Source organism: Sphingomonas faeni (assembly GCF_040407505.1).
In the GTDB taxonomy this organism is placed as follows: Bacteria; Pseudomonadota; Alphaproteobacteria; order Sphingomonadales; family Sphingomonadaceae; genus Sphingomonas; species Sphingomonas faeni_E.
The window spans coordinates 1-15,332 of record NZ_JAPZPQ010000005.1; the positions used below are offsets into that span (position 1 = coordinate 1).

Here is a 15,332-nt window from a genome sequence, read left to right on the forward strand (position 1 = left end):
CCCCTCCCTTTCGAGAAGCTTGCAGCATCCGGTTTTTTGCGACCGCTCCAGAAGCCGGTGAGGCACTCCGCTGCGGTGACACCCCTCTAGGGCCACCTCCCCGACCCGTCAAACGCTTTTTTACAGTTTGAGGTCAGTTTCTGGAAAATCAGAGGCGAGGCACTCAGTAGCCTCCGGCGACGCCCTGTTTGCCTCCGCGAGGATGTAGCTTGGCGAGCGCTATGCCGGCGAGGTTCTGTGTTCGGCCGATGTGCCGTATGCGAACCCGGTCGAAACCGCCCGTGAGTTCCCCGAACTTTGCACGGTGTGCTTCCAGCTCGACCGATCGGCACCGTGCCGTTCCGTTGGCTTGCGTGACGACCAATGTGGAGTCGCCAAGCAGCGTTATATCGCGATCTCCGTTTTGCGCCGCGACCTCCAACGCATGGATCGCCGCCAGCCATTCGGCGTCGCTGTTACTGCCGTTACCCAGATCGTGACGGTAATGGGTGACGCCCTTGCGGACGACTGCGCATTCCATCGGGCCGGGGTTTGGCCGGCATCCGCCGTCGAAGAACAGCTTGATCGACTGTCCATAGGCCATCAGGTATTCGCCCGCGTCTTCGTCGTTCCTCGGCCTGAAGGGGTACGCTTCCTGTGTGCCAGCGCTGCGCCGATCGCGATCATGCCAAGGCCGGCGACTGGCGAACCACGGCGGATCGAACGTAGACCGCCCAGCGCCAGAAGCGATGCGGGCAACCCTGCATGCACGCCACCCAAGTGCGCTAGGGCCAAGACCCCTGCCCTGTCCGGCTCCGCAGGCTGGACAATCGGCTTCGGACTACTGTCTGTCGCAACAGTATCCGCGACGGTCGCGCCTCGGGCTCCCATCGGTGTGGCCCCGCCGGTCGTCGTATCGCTCGTCGTCTGGTGTTCGAGTTCCGAATTCAGCTCTGCGCCGAGCAGGAACACGTAGGCAGAGAGCCACAGCCACGTCAGCAGCACGATGACCGCGCTCAGCGAGCCATAGGTCGCGCCGTAATTTCCGAAGCGTGACACGTAGACGCCGAACCCTATTGTCGCACCGAGCCAGATGACGGTCGCTGCCAGCGATCCCGGGGTCAGCCACGCCCATTTGGCTTTGTGACGATTGGGGCCGAACCGATACAAGCAGGCCGCCGCCGTCACGCCCAGCGAGGCAAGGACGCCGTAGCTGACGAGACGGATCGCCAGGAGCAGGATCTCCGGCGCGCCAGGTATTAGGCTATCTAGCAGCGCGAACGCCGCCGTCGAGAGCGCCGCGACCAGGGCCAGCATCACCGCACCACCGGTGATCGCGAAGGCGAGCAGGTTCAACGTTATGAACCCGCGCGTTTCTTTTTCTTCATAGGCGATGTTGAGCGCGGTGACGATCGACGACGCACCCTTCGTGCCGCCGTACAAGGCGATCCCCAGCGCGATGACGAGGCCTAAACCCTTCTTGCCCTCCGACGTGTTGACGACTGTCGCGAGCTGGTCGCCGATTACCCTTGCCGCATCTTCGGGAAGGACGTTGAACAGCGCGCGGATGTTCGCGACCACCGTCGCGGTGTCGGCGACTAGGCCGTAGATCAGCACGACCGACGCCAGCAGCGGGACGATCGCGGCGAACCCGTAGAATGCGGTACCCGCCGCGATCAGGCCGATATTGTCGTCGTTCCCCTCCGCCCAGGTACGCTTCAGGACCTTCCACCATTCGCGCGCCGACATCGACCAGGGGCTGGTGGCCTGATGCTCGGATGGTGTTTCGTGCGTGCTCAGCGTCTTGCCCCCTTCGGTGTATTGCGGCCCAACGCCGCACGGACGCAAACGGACCCTCAGAGTTGCCGCAAAGCCTGCGCAGGCCGCGCGCTGAGAATGGGCCACGCACCGATCAGGCCGATCACCATCGTCAACCCCGCCCCGCCAAGTAACGTCGCCAACACCGTCGCGTAATCCGGCCGCCATTCGAAACTGAAGAGCTGCGTGACGACATACCAGGCACCACCGAGCCCGAGCAGCAACGCGAGTACCGACAGCACGATACTGAGGAACGCATATTCGAGCGCTTGCACCGCGAGCACCTGCCGCCGGGTCGCGCCGAGTGTACGCAGGATCACGCCATCATAGGTACGCGCCTCTCGCGCCGCGGCGATCGCGCCGATCAGCACCGCGATCCCGGCGAGGATCGCCACCGACGCGGCGGCAGTGATCGCGGTCGCCATCTGCGAGACGATGTCGCGGACCTGGCCGAGCACGCCACGAACCTCGATCACCGAAACCGACGGAAAGCGCGGCAGCAACGCTCGCATGACGAGCGCTTCCTGCCCTGGAGCGAGCTCGATCGTCGCCGCGAGGTTATGCGGCGCGTCCTCGATTGCGTTGGGCGAGAAGACCATGACGAAATTGAAGCCGAGCGTATCCCAACTGATCCGGCGGAACGAAGCGATGTGCGCGGTCCGCTCGACGCCGAGCAAGGTGTAGGTGAGTGGATCGCCGATCTTGAGCGCGAGCACCTTGGCCAGTCGCTCGTCGATCGAGACCAGCGGCGGACCCGTATAGTCTCGCGGCCACCACCGACCCGCGGTGAGTTCGCTGCCCTCGGGCAAGGTCGCGGAATAGGTCAGCCCGCGTTCGCCGCGCAATGCCCATGCGCCATCGGGCAGCGTCTTGAGATCGGCGACGCGCGTCGTGCCGTAGCCGGTGATCGTGCCGCGCATCGCAGGTACGGTGCGGATGACCGGATGGATCGCCACGCCCTCGATGGTCCGCCGGAACTCCGCCTCGCGGTCTGGCGGAACGTCCAAGGCGAACAGCGCCGGCGCGCGCTTGGGGACGGTGAGCGCGATGTTCGCGTCGATACTGGTGCGGATGCCGGCGAGCAGGACGAATAGCGTCAGGCCGAGCCCGAGCGCGACGACCAGGGTGCCGGTCCGCGCGCCGGGGCGGTGGAGTCCGGCGATGGCGAGCCGCAACAACGGCTTGCGCGAGCGAGGAAGCGCAGCAGCGATCCGGCGTACGGCCCAACCGAACCCCGCCAGCACCAGCAAGACGCCGGCCACCGCCGCAACGAAACCTGCGCTGAGTCCGGGCTGGTCCGCGGTCGACAGCGCGAGCGCGACGATAGCGGCTCCTGCACCAAGGACCCAGGGCAAGGTCCGGCGTAACGGGACGGACCGATTGCCGAACACACCGCGCAACAGGCCCGCTGCGGGAATGCTGCCCGCCTCGATCAGAGGAGGTGCGGTGAAGGCGAGCGCGATCAGCATGCCGTATGCGGCGGCAAGCGCGAGCGGCGCGAACTGAAGCGAGAATTGCGGCGCGACTGGCAGGACGTCGCCCGCGAGCCAGACGATCAGCGGCACCGTGACCGCGCCCGCGACCAACCCGGCAACGATCCCCATCGCGGCGACGACAGCGACTTCGAGAAGGTAGATTTTGGCAATCAGGCCGGACGTCGTGCCGAGCACCTTCAAGGCCGCGATGCTGCTGCGACGTGCGGCGAGATAGGATGAGACGCCGTTGCCGACCCCGATTCCTGCGATGACGAGCGCGGACAGTCCGACCAGCAGCAGGAACTGGCCCATGCGCTCGACGAAGCGTTCGGCACCGGGTGCGGCACGATCACGCGTCTTGGTTTCCCAGCCGCCGGTCGGGAACGCCGCCTTGAACCGATCGACCGCGGTCGTCGGCGAGGCGCCGGGCGAAAGGTGAACCCGGTATTTACTCTCGTACAGGCTGCCGGGCTGGACTAGGCCCGTGCGCGCGATGCCCGCCATCGAGACGATCGCGACGGGGCCGAGCGTGAAGCCCTCACCGAGCCGGTCCGGTTCGTTCGCGATCACGCCCGCGACGGTGAAGTCCGCGATCCCAAGCCGGACGTGCGCGCCGCGGCCAACGCCGAGCCTCTGCGCCAAGGCCGGGACGATCCAGATCGCCTTGGGATCGTCGACCTTCGCGACCGAACCACCCTGTACGGCCAGCGTTCCGTAAAGCGGATAGACCGCGTCGACGCCCTTGAGTTGGACCGGTACGCTGTTGGTGCCGCGGATAGCGGTCGCCTGCATCCGCACGGTTTCGGACACCGTCCCGAACCGCGCCATCGCGGCGCGCTCGTCCGGCGTGGCGGCGCGTTGCGACGTGCCGAACTCGATATCGCCGCCGAGGATCGCGCTGCCGCGGGCCGCGAGCTCGCCGTCGATCGACTGCGTCAAGCTGCCGATCGCCGCCAGAGCGCCGACGCCGAGGAACAGGCAGGCGAGCAAGAGCCGCAGCCCGCGAAACCGAAGATCGAGTTCGCGACGGGCAAGCCGCCACGCCAGCCGCCATTCGCTCACCGCAAGCGATCCGCGGCGATCAGGCCGTCGGCAAGTTCAATGGTGCGATCGCAGCGGGCTGCGAGGGCGGGATCGTGGGTGATGATGATCAAGGTGGCACCGGTCGCGGCGCGACGGTCGAAGAGGAGGTCCATGACCGAGGCGCCCGTCGCCGCGTCGAGGTTGCCGGTCGGTTCGTCGCCGAAGACCAGCGCTGGCCGCGGACCGAGCGCGCGGGCGATCGCCACGCGCTGCTGCTCGCCGCCGGAGAGCTGCGTGGGGTAATGGCCGATCCGGTGCGAAAGGCCGACCGCGGCGAGCTCCACTTCCGCGCGCTCGAACGCGTCGGGCATCCCGGCCAGTTCCATCGGCACGGCAACGTTCTCGAGCGCGGTCATCGTCGGCAGCAGGTGGAAGGCCTGAAGGACGATGCCGATCCGTCCACGCCGCGCGCGCGCCAGAGCATCCTCGTCGAGCTTGCCGAAATCGAGGCCCGCCACCTGGACCCGGCCGCTGGTCGCGCGCTCCAGGCCGGACAACACCGCCATCAGGGACGACTTGCCCGACCCGGATGGCCCGAGCAGCGCGACGCTGGTGCCCCGAGCGATGTCGAGATCGATGCCCTTGAGGATCGTCGTCGCGGCAGTCGACGCGCCGAGTGTCAGCGTGACATCGCGCGCCGAGATCACCATATCGGCGGAAGCAGGTTCGGACATGGAGACCAATATCTTGGAGAAACAGATGCGATTCTGGCCTCTTTATGGGGGCGGACTGGCGCTTCTCCAAGCGGGGTTGCTGGCCGGCTGCGATCGGACACCCGAAGTCCCTGCCTCGCCGCCCGCGACGAACATGGTCACGCCGGTTGTTGCGACCCCATCCCCGCAGGGTCCCGAGCGCCTCATCCTAGCCTTCGGGGACAGCCTGTATGCCGGCTACGGCCTCGACCGCGGCCAAAGCCTGCCCGATGCCTTGCAGAACCGGTTGCGCAAGGACGAAATCAACGCGACGATCGTCAATGCCGGCGTCTCGGGCGATACCAGCGCAGCGGGACGGCAGCGGTTCGCGTTCGCGCTCGACAACATGAAGCGAAAGCCCGACCTCATCCTGCTGGGGCTCGGTGGCAACGATGTTCTCCGCCAGATTTCGCCGGACGAAACGCGCGCCAACATGACGGCGATGATGGACGAGGCGAAGCGGCGCGGTATCCCGGTGATGCTGACCGGCATGATGGCGCCGCCCAATCTGGGTCCGGAGTATTCTTCGCAGTTCAATGGGATATGGACCGACTTGGCCAAGACCTATCATGCGACGCTCTACCCGTTCATCCTAGATGGCGTCATCGGTGACGCCGCACTGATGCAGCCGGATCACGTTCATCCCAATCGAACCGGAGTCGACCGGATTGCTGCGCGCGTTGCGCCGCTGGTTGAAACGGCGTTAGGAGAGGGCAAATGACTGCGGCGCGCTGAAGCGGCGGGTCGAACGCAATGCACGTTGGCTACGCGGCGGGAACACGCAGCGGGCAGGACGTAGGAAAAGGGACTCACATGCAATTCAGTGGCCTGACCGCTCGCCTAGGGCGCAGTCTCGATCTCACCGACGCCGAGCGCGCGGCGATCGCGCATGTCGAGCAGGGTGAGCGCCGCCTCAAGGCGGGCGACGTGCTGATGGCGGAAGGGGGCGACAGCAACTCGCTCTATATCGTCCGCCAGGGCTGGATGCATTCGTCGACCCGACTGATCTCGGGCGGACGCCAGATCCTGCGGTTTCACTATGCCGGCGACCTGATCGGTACGTCGAGCATCGCCTGGGCACAGGCCTCGACGACGCTCACGGCGATCTCGGATTGCCTCGTCACCGACCTGCCCAAAAAAGATTTGGGCCTGCTGTTCCTGGCGCAGCCGCGTGTCGCGGGGCTTCTCTATGCGATTGCCGCCGCGGAGAACGTTGCGATGAGCGATCGGCTGACTTCGATCGGCCGGATGGGCGCGACCGAGCGCCTGTCGACGCTGCTGCTCGACATCCTCGCACGGCTTCGCGTCACGGCGGGCGGCATCGTCGATTCTTTCGATCTGCCGCTCACCCAGAGCGACATTGGCGATGCGCTTGGCTTGACCAAGGTGCACGTCAACCGGACGATCCGCGGCCTCGAACGCGCCGGCGTGATCGAACGAAACGGACGGCGGGTCAGGATCGTCGATGAGGCGGCGCTGATCGAGTCGACCGGTTTCACCGATCGATACGGCGAGATCGCAACCGATTGGCTACCGCCCGCGCGAGCCTGAAATTAAATGAAAATTGTTGGTTACGGCAATCAGCTGCGATCGACTACGAACAGCGTGACGCGGTCGTACTTGATATCGCCGGGATTGAAGATCGCGTCCGGCACGAACGGACGATCGGTCACTTCGATGTCCTTCAACCCGGCGAGCTTGAACGTCCCGAGCTTGATCTCCTTGGGCGGCTGACCATCGCGCTCCAGCGTCACGGCATCGACGAATACATCGTCATGCTTGGTATAAAGAATGTGCGGTGCCAGCGTGCAGACCATCCGGTTGTAGGTAGCCGTGATGCATTTGCGGAGCGCGATCGCCTGCAACAACAGGGCATTCGCGTTGGCCGGGGCGGACTGGTCTGGGATCGAGGTCATGTTGTGCATCGCAGCATAAGTTAAGGGATCGGTGGCGTTAGGCCCATCGCGTCCTCCGCGACAAGACCTAACTTGACGCTCTGACGGGATTACCTCGCAGATGCTCCACCATCGTCGCGGGCTTCGAGACCGACTTCGTCCGTATGGACGTCGAAACCGACCAAGCGTGCCGGACCGAAGGTCGTGGTGAGCGCGGTGTCGGTCGCATCCCTGCCCCGCGCCATTAGGATACGGCCGACCCGCGGACGATTATGCCGCGCGTCGAACGTATGCCAAGTGCCACCGAGATACACGTCGAACCAAGCGGAAAAATCCATCGGTGCATCGACCGGCGGAATGCCGATATCGCCGAGATAGCCGGTACAATAGCGCGCCGGGATGTTCATGCAGCGGCACAGCGTGATCGCAAGATGCGCGAAATCGCGGCATACGCCCTGGCGCTCCTGATAGACGTCCCACGCGGTTTTGGTCGGGCGTGCAAAGTGATAGCCGAACTCGACATGGTCATGCGTGAAGTCGACGATCGCCTGAACGCGCTGCCAACCCGCCGGCACAGTGCCGAACAACGACCAGGCGGTTTCGGAAAGGCGGTCCGTCTCGCAGTAGCGGCTGCCGAGCAGGTAGATCAGGATGTCGTCGGGAAGATCCTCGACCGCGTGCTGGATCGCGTCGGGCGTCACCGGATCGGGTTCACCGCTGTCCTGGACCGTAAAGTCGCACGATAGCGTCAAGCCGCCCTTGGGCACCGTGATCCGCGTGCAGACATTGCCGAACGCATCGAGATAATCATAGGCCGGCACGTCGGGGTCGTCGACGATCCGGTGCGGAGTAACGAGGTCCTTGTTCCGCGAGGGATGCAGGCTGAGCATCGCCATCATCGGAGTCGCAACGTCGGTTTCAAATCGAATGTCGTAACCTGCCCTAATCAGCATAGAAGTTCCCCCGGTTCAGGCTGTTAGCGCCGCATGTTGAAAATCGATGGGATGCTCGTTGGCGGCGTCGTCGACGGTGATGTTCACCGATACGCTCATGTCGAGGAAGCTTCCCGGAAACCCGCTCCACGTGCCCGAGATCGGGACCGCCTGATAAATATCGCGCGCGACCGCGACGCGGATCAGGCCGCGATTGCCGACGATGCCGTTGGTCGGATCGAATTCGACCCAGCCGGAGCCGGGAAGGTAGACGCGGACCCAGGCGTGGGTGTTGCCGCCGCCGGTACGCTGCTCGCGGCTGCTCGGGTTGTAGACATAGCCAGAGATGAAGCGCGCCGCGAAGCCGAGCGCACGAACCGCCTCGATCATCAGCATCGCGTAATCGCGGCACGTCCCTTTTCGCGTCGCGAGCGTCTCGATCGGCGACTGCGTGCCCTTTTCAGGGCGCGGCACATAGGTGAACTCGCGCTTGATCGCGGCGGTCATCTCCGACAGCATCGCGAGCGTATCGGTCCGCCCGCCGGTACCGACGAAGCGCCGAGCCCAGGTGTCGATCTCGCGCAACGGATCGTGATGCTGGCGCTCGATCGAGCGCAGCAGATCGGGCATTTCCTCAGACGAATAGGTGAACGGATAAAAGCGTGCGTAACGCTCGATATCGACGTTCTGCAGTTCGGCCGGACTATGGTTCAGCCGGATCCGGCTGTCGAAGACCAGGTCCTTCGCGCGCTTGTCGAACGTGGCGATCGCGACCGAGTTACCGAACACGTCCTGCAGCCAACGCACGTCCGACGGCTCCGGCGTGATCGTCAGCTGGGCGTCGATAAGATGCTGGTCGTAGCTTTCTCGTGGCCGGACCATGATCCGGTGCTCGCCAAACGCCACCGGCTGGCGGTAGGAGTATTTCGTTACGTGAGAGAGCGTTAGAGATGGCATCGAGGATCCGTGTCGCATGAACAGCACTGTCAGCCAATCGCTGCTTACGACCGAGGATACCTCTCCGGTCACGGTGATCAACCCGGGAGGTGCGTCATCGTTCCTGCTGATCGGCGATCATGCGGGGAAAGTCGTGCCCGCCCGTCTCGGATCGCTTGGCCTGAGTGACGCGGACCTTTCCCGGCATATCGGCTGGGATATCGGCATTGGCGAACTGGGCACGTTGCTGGCCGAGCGGCTCGACGCGGTGTTCGTGCGCCAGACCTATTCGCGGCTGGTGATCGACTGCAACCGCAGCCCCGACCAGACGGACGTCATCGCTGCCGTCAGCGACGGGACGGTGGTGCCGGGGAACGCGGCGCTGAACGAAGACGATCGCGCGGCACGGTTTGCCGAAATTCACGAGCCATATCATGCCGCGATCAACGCCGAGTTGGTACGGCGAGACGCACTTGACATCCCCACGGTGGTGATCGCGCTCCACAGCTTCACACCGATGATGAGCGGCCCGCTGCGGGAGCAGGCGCGCCCGTGGCAAATCGGCATCCTGCACGACGGCGGCGACACCCTGTTCGCGCACGCCCTGCTCGCAGAGTTGCGGATGGAGGCGGATCTCACGGTCGGCGACAACGAACCTTACCGCATGGACCTGATAGACTTCACGATCCCACGCCACGCCTACCCTGCCCGCGCCTATGCGGAGATCGAAATCCGACAGGATTTGCTGGCCTCGACCGAGGGCTGCAAAGGATGGGCAGACCGTCTTGCCCGTATCTTGCCGGCAGCACATGAGCGGATGGTCGCGATCAAGGCCGAACCGCGGGATCGGTTTCCCGCTTGATGCGTTTGCTCGCCGGCCTTGTTGCGTGAGGTCGAGTCCTCCGACCTTTGAGATACGATGCAGCGACCGACGACCCAGCCTCACAACGGCAACCCGGCGCAGGAGCGGTATGATGCACTGTTCGGGGCGATCGACGCAGGGTTCTGCATTATCGAGGTGGTGTTCGATGGCGATCATGCGGTCGATTACCGGTTCGTCGAGGTCAATCGGCAGTTCGAAAGTCAGACAGGACTGGTCGATGCGGTCGGCCGGACCGCCAGCGAACTCGTCCCCGATCTCGAACGTTTCTGGTTCGATGCGTACGGCAAGGTTGCGCTGACGGGCGAACCGGCGCGGTTCGATCACGGTTCGGATGCGATGGATCGATGGTTCGACGTCCACGCCTTCCCGGTCGGTAGCGGGACACCCCACCTTGTCGCAGTGTTGTTCACCGACGTATCGGCACGTCGTCGGGCGACCATCGCCACGCAGGAAAGCGAAGAACGGCTCGATCAGGCGCTGGCTGCCGGCAACGGCATCGGCACGTGGGACTGGGACGTTCCGAACGACCGCGTGAAGGCAGACGAGCGCTTCTCGCAACTTTACGGGGTTCCTGCCGAACTCGGCCGCAAGGGCGCGCCACTCGAACGGTTTTTCGGCGGCATTCACCCCGATGATCTTCCCGGGACGCGCGCGGCGATCGCAGATGCGCTCGAAACCGGGGGCGACTTCGCGGCCGAGTACCGTCTCGTCCAGCCCGATGGCGCGATCCGCTGGGTCGCTGCACAGGGCCGTTGCAGGCTTGCCGCCGATGGCACGCCGTTACGATTTCCTGGTGTCAGTTTTGATATCACCAAGCGCAAGCAGGCGGACCTGCGACAAAGCGCGTTGCTGGACCTGAGCGACGCGATCCGCGACCTGACCGATCCCGACGTGATCGCCTATGCCGCGTCGGCGATCCTCGGCACGACCCTGCAGGTGAGCCGAGTCGGCTACGGCGTGATCGAGAAGGTCCGCGAAACGATCGCGGTTGAGCGCGACTGGAACGCGCCGGGTATAACGACGCTGGCCGGGACGCTCCAATTTCGCGACTATGGCTCGTATATCGAGGATCTGAAAGCGGGGCGGACGGTGGCCATCGCGGACGCCGATCGCGATCCGCGAACTCGCGATACGGCCGACATGCTGAAGGCGATAAGCGCGACCTCGTTCGTGAACATGCCGCTGGTCGAACAGGACGATCTCGTCGCGCTGCTGTATGTGAACCACAGGGCTCCGCGAGTCTGGACCGACGACGATCTGGCACTGATGCGCGAAGTCGCCGAGCGCGTAAGGACGGCGAGCGAACGGCTGCGGGCGGAAGCGGCACGTCGCGAGAGCGAGGAACAGTTCCGGGTCTTTGCCGAAGCCGTGCCCAACCAGATCTGGGCGGCCAGACCCGATGGTTATCTCTATTGGTTCAACCGCCAAGTCTATGCGTTCAACGGCCTCGAGCCAGGCACACTCGATGGCATCGGCACCTGGAAAGATCGCGTTCATCCCGACGATTATCCGGCAGCGGCAAAGGCTTGGCAGCATTCCCTGGCAACCGGTGATCAGTACGGTGTCGAGTTTCGCGCGCGCGGCAAGGATGGCAATTATCGCTGGTTCCTGGTCCGTGCGGACGCGGTCCGCGCACCCGACGGCACGATCCTTCGCTGGGTCGGGACCAACACCGACATCGACGACAGCCGCCGCCAGACCGCCGAACTCGCGCGCTGGAACGAGACGCTGGAGGACCAGGTTGCGACCCGGACGCGCGAACTCATGGTTGCCGAGGAAGCGCTGCGACAAAGCCAGAAGATGGAAGCCGTCGGTCAACTCACCGGCGGGATCGCGCATGATTTTAATAATTTGCTGACCGGCATTACCGGTAGCTTGGAACTACTCGGAATCCGTATCGCGCAAGGCCGGCTGAACGACGTCGAGCGCTACTCGCTGGCCGCGCAGGGTGCTGCAAAACGTGCGGCGGCGCTGACCCACCGGTTGCTTGCTTTCTCGCGGCGACAGACGCTCGATCCCAAGCCGACCGACGTCAATCGGCTCGTCGGGGGGATCGAGGATATGGTCCGGCGCACGGTCGGTCCCGAAGTCGAGGTCGAGGTCGTCGCCTCGGTTGGGCTGTGGGCGACCCTGGTCGACCCCCACCAGTTGGAGAACGCACTGCTCAATCTGTGCATCAACGCGCGCGATGCGATGCCAGGCGGCGGGCGACTGACGATCGAAACCGCCAATCGCTGGATCGATGCCAGGACGGCGCGCGAGCGCGAACTCGATGCCGGGCAATATGTGTCGCTGTGCGTGTCCGATACCGGCACGGGCATGACCCCGGAGGTGATCGCCAAGGCGTTCGATCCGTTCTTCACGACCAAGCCGCTCGGGCTCGGCACCGGGCTCGGCCTGTCGATGATCTACGGTTTTGCGCGCCAGTCCGGTGGACATGTCCGAATTTACTCCGAGGTGGGCGAAGGCACCAACGTCTGCATCTACCTCCCGCGGCATTTCGGTGAGGCCGAGGATACCGAGACTGTAGCCGAGCACAGCGAAGCGCCGCGGGCGAACGCCGGCGAGACAGTGCTGGTGGTCGATGACGAACCAACCGTCCGGATGCTGGTGATGGAGGTGCTCGAGGAACTCGGCTACGCGGCGATCGAGGCGGCGGACGGCGCATCCGGGCTGAAACTGCTGCAATCCGACATCCGCATCGATCTGCTGGTAACCGACGTCGGCCTCCCCGGCGGGATGAACGGCCGGCAGATGGCGGACGCGGCGCGCGTCGGTCGCCCCGATCTGAAGATCCTCTTCATCACCGGCTATGCGGAGAACGCGGTCGTCGGCAACGGGCATCTCGATCCCGGCATGCATGTCATGACCAAGCCATTCGCGATGGAAGCCTTGGCCACTCGTATCAAGGATTTGATCGTCGCGGGATAATGGGGCGGGGTGAGTAGTCGAATCCTCCCCCACTCCGTCATTCTGACGGACGTCCGGATCCACAGCAACGGACGCCGCCAATCGTGGCTCTGGATCCGGACTTTCGTCCGGATGACGGCGGATGTTTTGATCCCCGGAGAACGTCAAACCATGTTGCATCGCGGTAACAGTGGCGACGCCATTCGTGTTCATGGCAACATTGTCACTTGATATGATGTATCATCAAATCTACCCGAAGTGTCGTACAGGGACGACACAAGGGAATTTCATGAAGACGATGCTGTTCGGCGCCACCGCCCTGGCTGCGCTCCTTTCCTCGCAGGCGCATGCGCAAACCGTCGCCACGGATGCTCCGGCCCCTGCCCCCGCACCGACGTCGGTCGGCTCAACCAACCAGCGCGACATCATCGTCACCGCACCGATTCAGACCAGCGAGCGCGACGTCCTGCAGGGCACGACAGTCCTGACCGGTCAGGAACTCACCCGCCAACTGCGTCCGTCGATCGGCGAGACCCTGGCGCGCCAGCCCGGCGTGTCGGCATCGTCGTTCGGCCCGAGCGCATCGCGTCCGATCCTTCGCGGTTTCCAAGGCGATCGCATTCGTGTGCTGACCGACGGGATCGGCTCGATTGACGTCTCGAACACCTCGGTCGACCACGCCGTCATCATCGACCCGCTGCTCGCCGAGCGCATCGAGATCCTCCGCGGCCCCAGCGCGCTCCTGTACGGCACGTCGGCCGTCGGCGGCGTCGTCAACGTCATCGACACGCGCATCCCGCGGTCGGTGCCCGAGAACGGCTACCGCGTGAACGGCATTGCCAACTATGGTTCGGCCGCCAATGAGCGCTCGGGCGGCATGGCCGGTGACGTCGCGGTAGGCCAGCATCTCGTGCTGCACGCCGATGGCTCGTACCTGAAGTCCGGCGATCTGCGTACGGGGGGCTACATCCTCTCGCGCGACGCCCGCGCCCAGGCACAGGCCACGGCCGCGCTCCCCGTCGATCCCAACGAGGCCGACCCGATCGACTATGCCGCATCAGCGCGCTTGAAGGGCAAGCTGCCCAACACGCAGGCCGAAACCTGGACCGCGGGAGCAGGCGCGTCGATCATCACCGACAACGGCAATCTCGGCATCTCGTACAGCCACTACGACAGCCTGTATGGCGTACCGATCCGCTACGCCACGCAACCCGGCCAGGAGCAGGAAGCGCCACGCCTCGACGTCGTGCAGAACCGCGTCGACCTGCGCGGCGAGATCGACACCGGCGGCGATTTCATCAGCAAGATCCGCGTCCGCGCCGGCCAGGCGAGCTACCGCCATTTCGAACTCGAGGAGGACAACTCCGTCGGCACCGCCTTCTATAACAAGGGCCTCGAAGGTCGTCTCGAAGTCGTCCAGGCGAACCGCGGCGGCTGGCAGGGCGCGTCGGGCGTGCAATTCTACAACCGGATCTTCAACGTGGTCGGCGACGAGGCCTTCCTGCCGAAGAACGAGACCAACCAGACCGGCCTCTTCACGCTCCAGCAGTACGAGTCGGGCAAGTTTCACGCCGAGGGCGGCGTCCGTTACGAGATCACCGATCTCGCCGCGCGCACGCCCGAGGACGATCTGCGCTTCTTCCGCGGCAGCCAGAGCTATCATTCGGTGTCCGGCTCGCTCGGCGCCTCCTACGCGCTGACCGACAGCATCCGCATCGGCCTGAACGGCTCGCGCACCGAGCGCGCGCCGTCTGCGGAGGAACTGTTCGCAAACGGTGCGCATGCCGGCACGCAGGCCTACGAACTCGGCAATCCGAACTTTCGACTGGAAAAGTCTTGGGGCTTGGAGGGCACGCTGCACGCACATGGCGACGGCTTCAGCTTCGACGCGTCGGCCTATTACAACTGGTTCTCGAACTACATATCGGAGAACCAAGTCGCGTCGACGGTCTGCCAGGCAGCCGCCGATCCGTCGGGCCGCACCGTCGACCTGCCCTGCTTCCAGTACCAGCAGGCCGATGCGCGCTATTACGGGTTCGAGGCAGATGCGTCGGTGAAGGTCGCACAGATCGGCGGCTATGCGGTCAACGCCGACGTGCTGGGCGACTACGTCCACGCCAACATCGTCGACCAAGGCCCCGTCCCGCGCATCCCGCCGATGCGCGTGCTGGGTGGAATCGAGGCGCAAGGCGACCGGATCAACGGGCGCGTCGAGGTCGAGCATGTGTTCGACCAGAACCGCATCGCCGCGTTCGAGACGAAGACCAACGAGTACACGATGGTCAACGCCTCGATCGGGCTCAGCCCGTTCGGCAAGGACTCGAAGACGACGCTGTTGCTGAGCGCGAACAACCTGTTCGACGTGAACGCACGCCGCGCGACGAGCTTCCTCAAGGACTTCGCCCCACTTGCGGGTCGCGATTTCCGCGCGACGTTGCGCTTCGGTCTGTAACCTCTACCGGCCGTTCCAGCATCGAAGCGGGAACGGCCGGCACGTGATCATTTGCCGATCAGGACGTCGCTCGCCTTGATCAGGACGGTGACCGTATCGCCGGTCGCGAGTGCGAGGTCGGCGATCGCTTCTTCAGTGATGTTGGCGGTGACGACGTTGCCGCCGCCGATATCGACCTTGATCGAACCGTTGACCGCGCCCGGCGTGATCGAGACGATAGTGCCGGAAATCTGATTGCGTGCGCTGATCTTCATGAACGTACTCCTGTTGAAAAAGC

At 64.6% G+C, this 15,332-nt stretch carries 13 protein-coding genes; 5 read left to right on the forward strand and 8 right to left on the reverse strand.

What is annotated here, in order from left to right:
- Positions 1 to 163: 163 nt before the first annotated feature.
- The 4 genes from O6X71_RS15200 to O6X71_RS15215 form a co-directional block, all read right to left on the reverse strand.
- The gene (locus O6X71_RS15200; RefSeq protein ID WP_353466577.1) at positions 164 to 583 is read right to left on the reverse strand and encodes a reverse transcriptase-like protein; all 420 of its coding nucleotides are present in this window, start codon (positions 581 to 583) and stop codon (positions 164 to 166) included.
- Positions 583 to 1,728, reverse strand: coding sequence for a YihY/virulence factor BrkB family protein (locus tag O6X71_RS15205; protein WP_353466578.1), 1,146 nt, complete (start codon positions 1,726 to 1,728; stop codon positions 583 to 585). Before O6X71_RS15205 ends, O6X71_RS15200 begins: the two co-directional genes overlap by 1 nt.
- Before the next feature lie 107 nt (positions 1,729 to 1,835).
- On the reverse strand, positions 1,836 to 4,334 hold the full coding sequence (locus O6X71_RS15210) for an ABC transporter permease (protein ID WP_353466580.1): 2,499 nt from the start codon (positions 4,332 to 4,334) through the stop codon (positions 1,836 to 1,838).
- Positions 4,331 to 5,029, reverse strand: a complete 699-nt coding sequence (locus O6X71_RS15215; RefSeq protein ID WP_353466581.1) for an ABC transporter ATP-binding protein — start codon at positions 5,027 to 5,029, stop codon at positions 4,331 to 4,333. Before O6X71_RS15215 ends, O6X71_RS15210 begins: the two co-directional genes overlap by 4 nt.
- Positions 5,030 to 5,054: 25 nt before the next feature.
- Between O6X71_RS15215 and O6X71_RS15220 the strand changes: the two genes are divergently transcribed.
- The gene (locus O6X71_RS15220; RefSeq protein WP_353466582.1) at positions 5,055 to 5,768 is read left to right on the forward strand and encodes an arylesterase; all 714 of its coding nucleotides are present in this window, start codon (positions 5,055 to 5,057) and stop codon (positions 5,766 to 5,768) included.
- A gap of 92 nt (positions 5,769 to 5,860) precedes the next feature.
- Positions 5,861 to 6,598, forward strand: coding sequence for a Crp/Fnr family transcriptional regulator (locus O6X71_RS15225; RefSeq protein WP_353466583.1), 738 nt, complete (start codon positions 5,861 to 5,863; stop codon positions 6,596 to 6,598).
- Between the two features lie 29 nt (positions 6,599 to 6,627).
- On the opposite strand, the gene O6X71_RS15230 is transcribed toward O6X71_RS15225, so the two are convergent.
- From O6X71_RS15230 to O6X71_RS15240, 3 genes are all read right to left on the reverse strand, one after another.
- Positions 6,628 to 6,963: a hypothetical protein gene (locus tag O6X71_RS15230; RefSeq protein ID WP_353466584.1), complete on the reverse strand. Its 336-nt coding sequence runs from the start codon at positions 6,961 to 6,963 to the stop codon at positions 6,628 to 6,630.
- An 89-nt stretch (positions 6,964 to 7,052) separates the two neighbouring features.
- The gene (locus O6X71_RS15235; RefSeq protein ID WP_353466586.1) at positions 7,053 to 7,895 is read right to left on the reverse strand and encodes a transglutaminase-like domain-containing protein; all 843 of its coding nucleotides are present in this window, start codon (positions 7,893 to 7,895) and stop codon (positions 7,053 to 7,055) included.
- Positions 7,896 to 7,910: 15 nt separating this feature from the next.
- Positions 7,911 to 8,831: a transglutaminase family protein gene (locus O6X71_RS15240; RefSeq protein ID WP_353466587.1), complete on the reverse strand. Its 921-nt coding sequence runs from the start codon at positions 8,829 to 8,831 to the stop codon at positions 7,911 to 7,913.
- 16 nt (positions 8,832 to 8,847) lie between these two features.
- On the opposite strand from O6X71_RS15240, the gene O6X71_RS15245 reads away from it, so the two are divergent.
- From O6X71_RS15245 to O6X71_RS15255, 3 genes are all read left to right on the forward strand, one after another.
- Positions 8,848 to 9,672 carry an N-formylglutamate amidohydrolase gene (locus O6X71_RS15245; RefSeq protein ID WP_353466588.1) on the forward strand — a complete coding sequence of 275 codons (825 nt, stop codon included), beginning with the start codon at positions 8,848 to 8,850 and terminating at the stop codon, positions 9,670 to 9,672.
- Positions 9,673 to 9,729: 57 nt separating this feature from the next.
- Positions 9,730 to 12,624: a PAS domain-containing protein gene (locus O6X71_RS15250; RefSeq protein WP_353466589.1), complete on the forward strand. Its 2,895-nt coding sequence runs from the start codon at positions 9,730 to 9,732 to the stop codon at positions 12,622 to 12,624.
- Between the two features lie 268 nt (positions 12,625 to 12,892).
- On the forward strand, positions 12,893 to 15,055 hold the full coding sequence (locus tag O6X71_RS15255) for a TonB-dependent receptor (RefSeq protein WP_353466590.1): 2,163 nt from the start codon (positions 12,893 to 12,895) through the stop codon (positions 15,053 to 15,055).
- A 47-nt stretch (positions 15,056 to 15,102) separates the two neighbouring features.
- Here O6X71_RS15255 and O6X71_RS15260 read toward each other — a convergent pair whose 3' ends face one another.
- Positions 15,103 to 15,309, reverse strand: coding sequence for a TOBE domain-containing protein (locus O6X71_RS15260; RefSeq protein WP_056063255.1), 207 nt, complete (start codon positions 15,307 to 15,309; stop codon positions 15,103 to 15,105).
- Positions 15,310 to 15,332: the final 23 nt, after the last annotated feature.

What these genes read in the sequence shown, in the direction of transcription:
- O6X71_RS15200 (WP_353466577.1), bottom strand. Translation starts at nt 583, where the DNA reads ATGGCCTATGGACAGTCGATCAAGCTGTTCTTCGACGGCGGATGCCGG.
- O6X71_RS15205 (WP_353466578.1), bottom strand. Translation starts at nt 1,728, where the DNA reads ATGTCGGCGCGCGAATGGTGGAAGGTCCTGAAGCGTACCTGGGCGGAG.
- O6X71_RS15215 (WP_353466581.1), bottom strand. Translation starts at nt 5,029, where the DNA reads ATGTCCGAACCTGCTTCCGCCGATATGGTGATCTCGGCGCGCGATGTC.
- O6X71_RS15220 (WP_353466582.1), top strand. Translation starts at nt 5,055, where the DNA reads ATGCGATTCTGGCCTCTTTATGGGGGCGGACTGGCGCTTCTCCAAGCG.
- O6X71_RS15225 (WP_353466583.1), top strand. Translation starts at nt 5,861, where the DNA reads ATGCAATTCAGTGGCCTGACCGCTCGCCTAGGGCGCAGTCTCGATCTC.
- O6X71_RS15230 (WP_353466584.1), bottom strand. Translation starts at nt 6,963, where the DNA reads ATGACCTCGATCCCAGACCAGTCCGCCCCGGCCAACGCGAATGCCCTG.
- O6X71_RS15235 (WP_353466586.1), bottom strand. Translation starts at nt 7,895, where the DNA reads ATGCTGATTAGGGCAGGTTACGACATTCGATTTGAAACCGACGTTGCG.
- O6X71_RS15240 (WP_353466587.1), bottom strand. Translation starts at nt 8,831, where the DNA reads ATGCCATCTCTAACGCTCTCTCACGTAACGAAATACTCCTACCGCCAG.
- O6X71_RS15245 (WP_353466588.1), top strand. Translation starts at nt 8,848, where the DNA reads ATGAACAGCACTGTCAGCCAATCGCTGCTTACGACCGAGGATACCTCT.
- O6X71_RS15250 (WP_353466589.1), top strand. Translation starts at nt 9,730, where the DNA reads ATGCAGCGACCGACGACCCAGCCTCACAACGGCAACCCGGCGCAGGAG.
- O6X71_RS15255 (WP_353466590.1), top strand. Translation starts at nt 12,893, where the DNA reads ATGAAGACGATGCTGTTCGGCGCCACCGCCCTGGCTGCGCTCCTTTCC.
- O6X71_RS15260 (WP_056063255.1), bottom strand. Translation starts at nt 15,309, where the DNA reads ATGAAGATCAGCGCACGCAATCAGATTTCCGGCACTATCGTCTCGATC.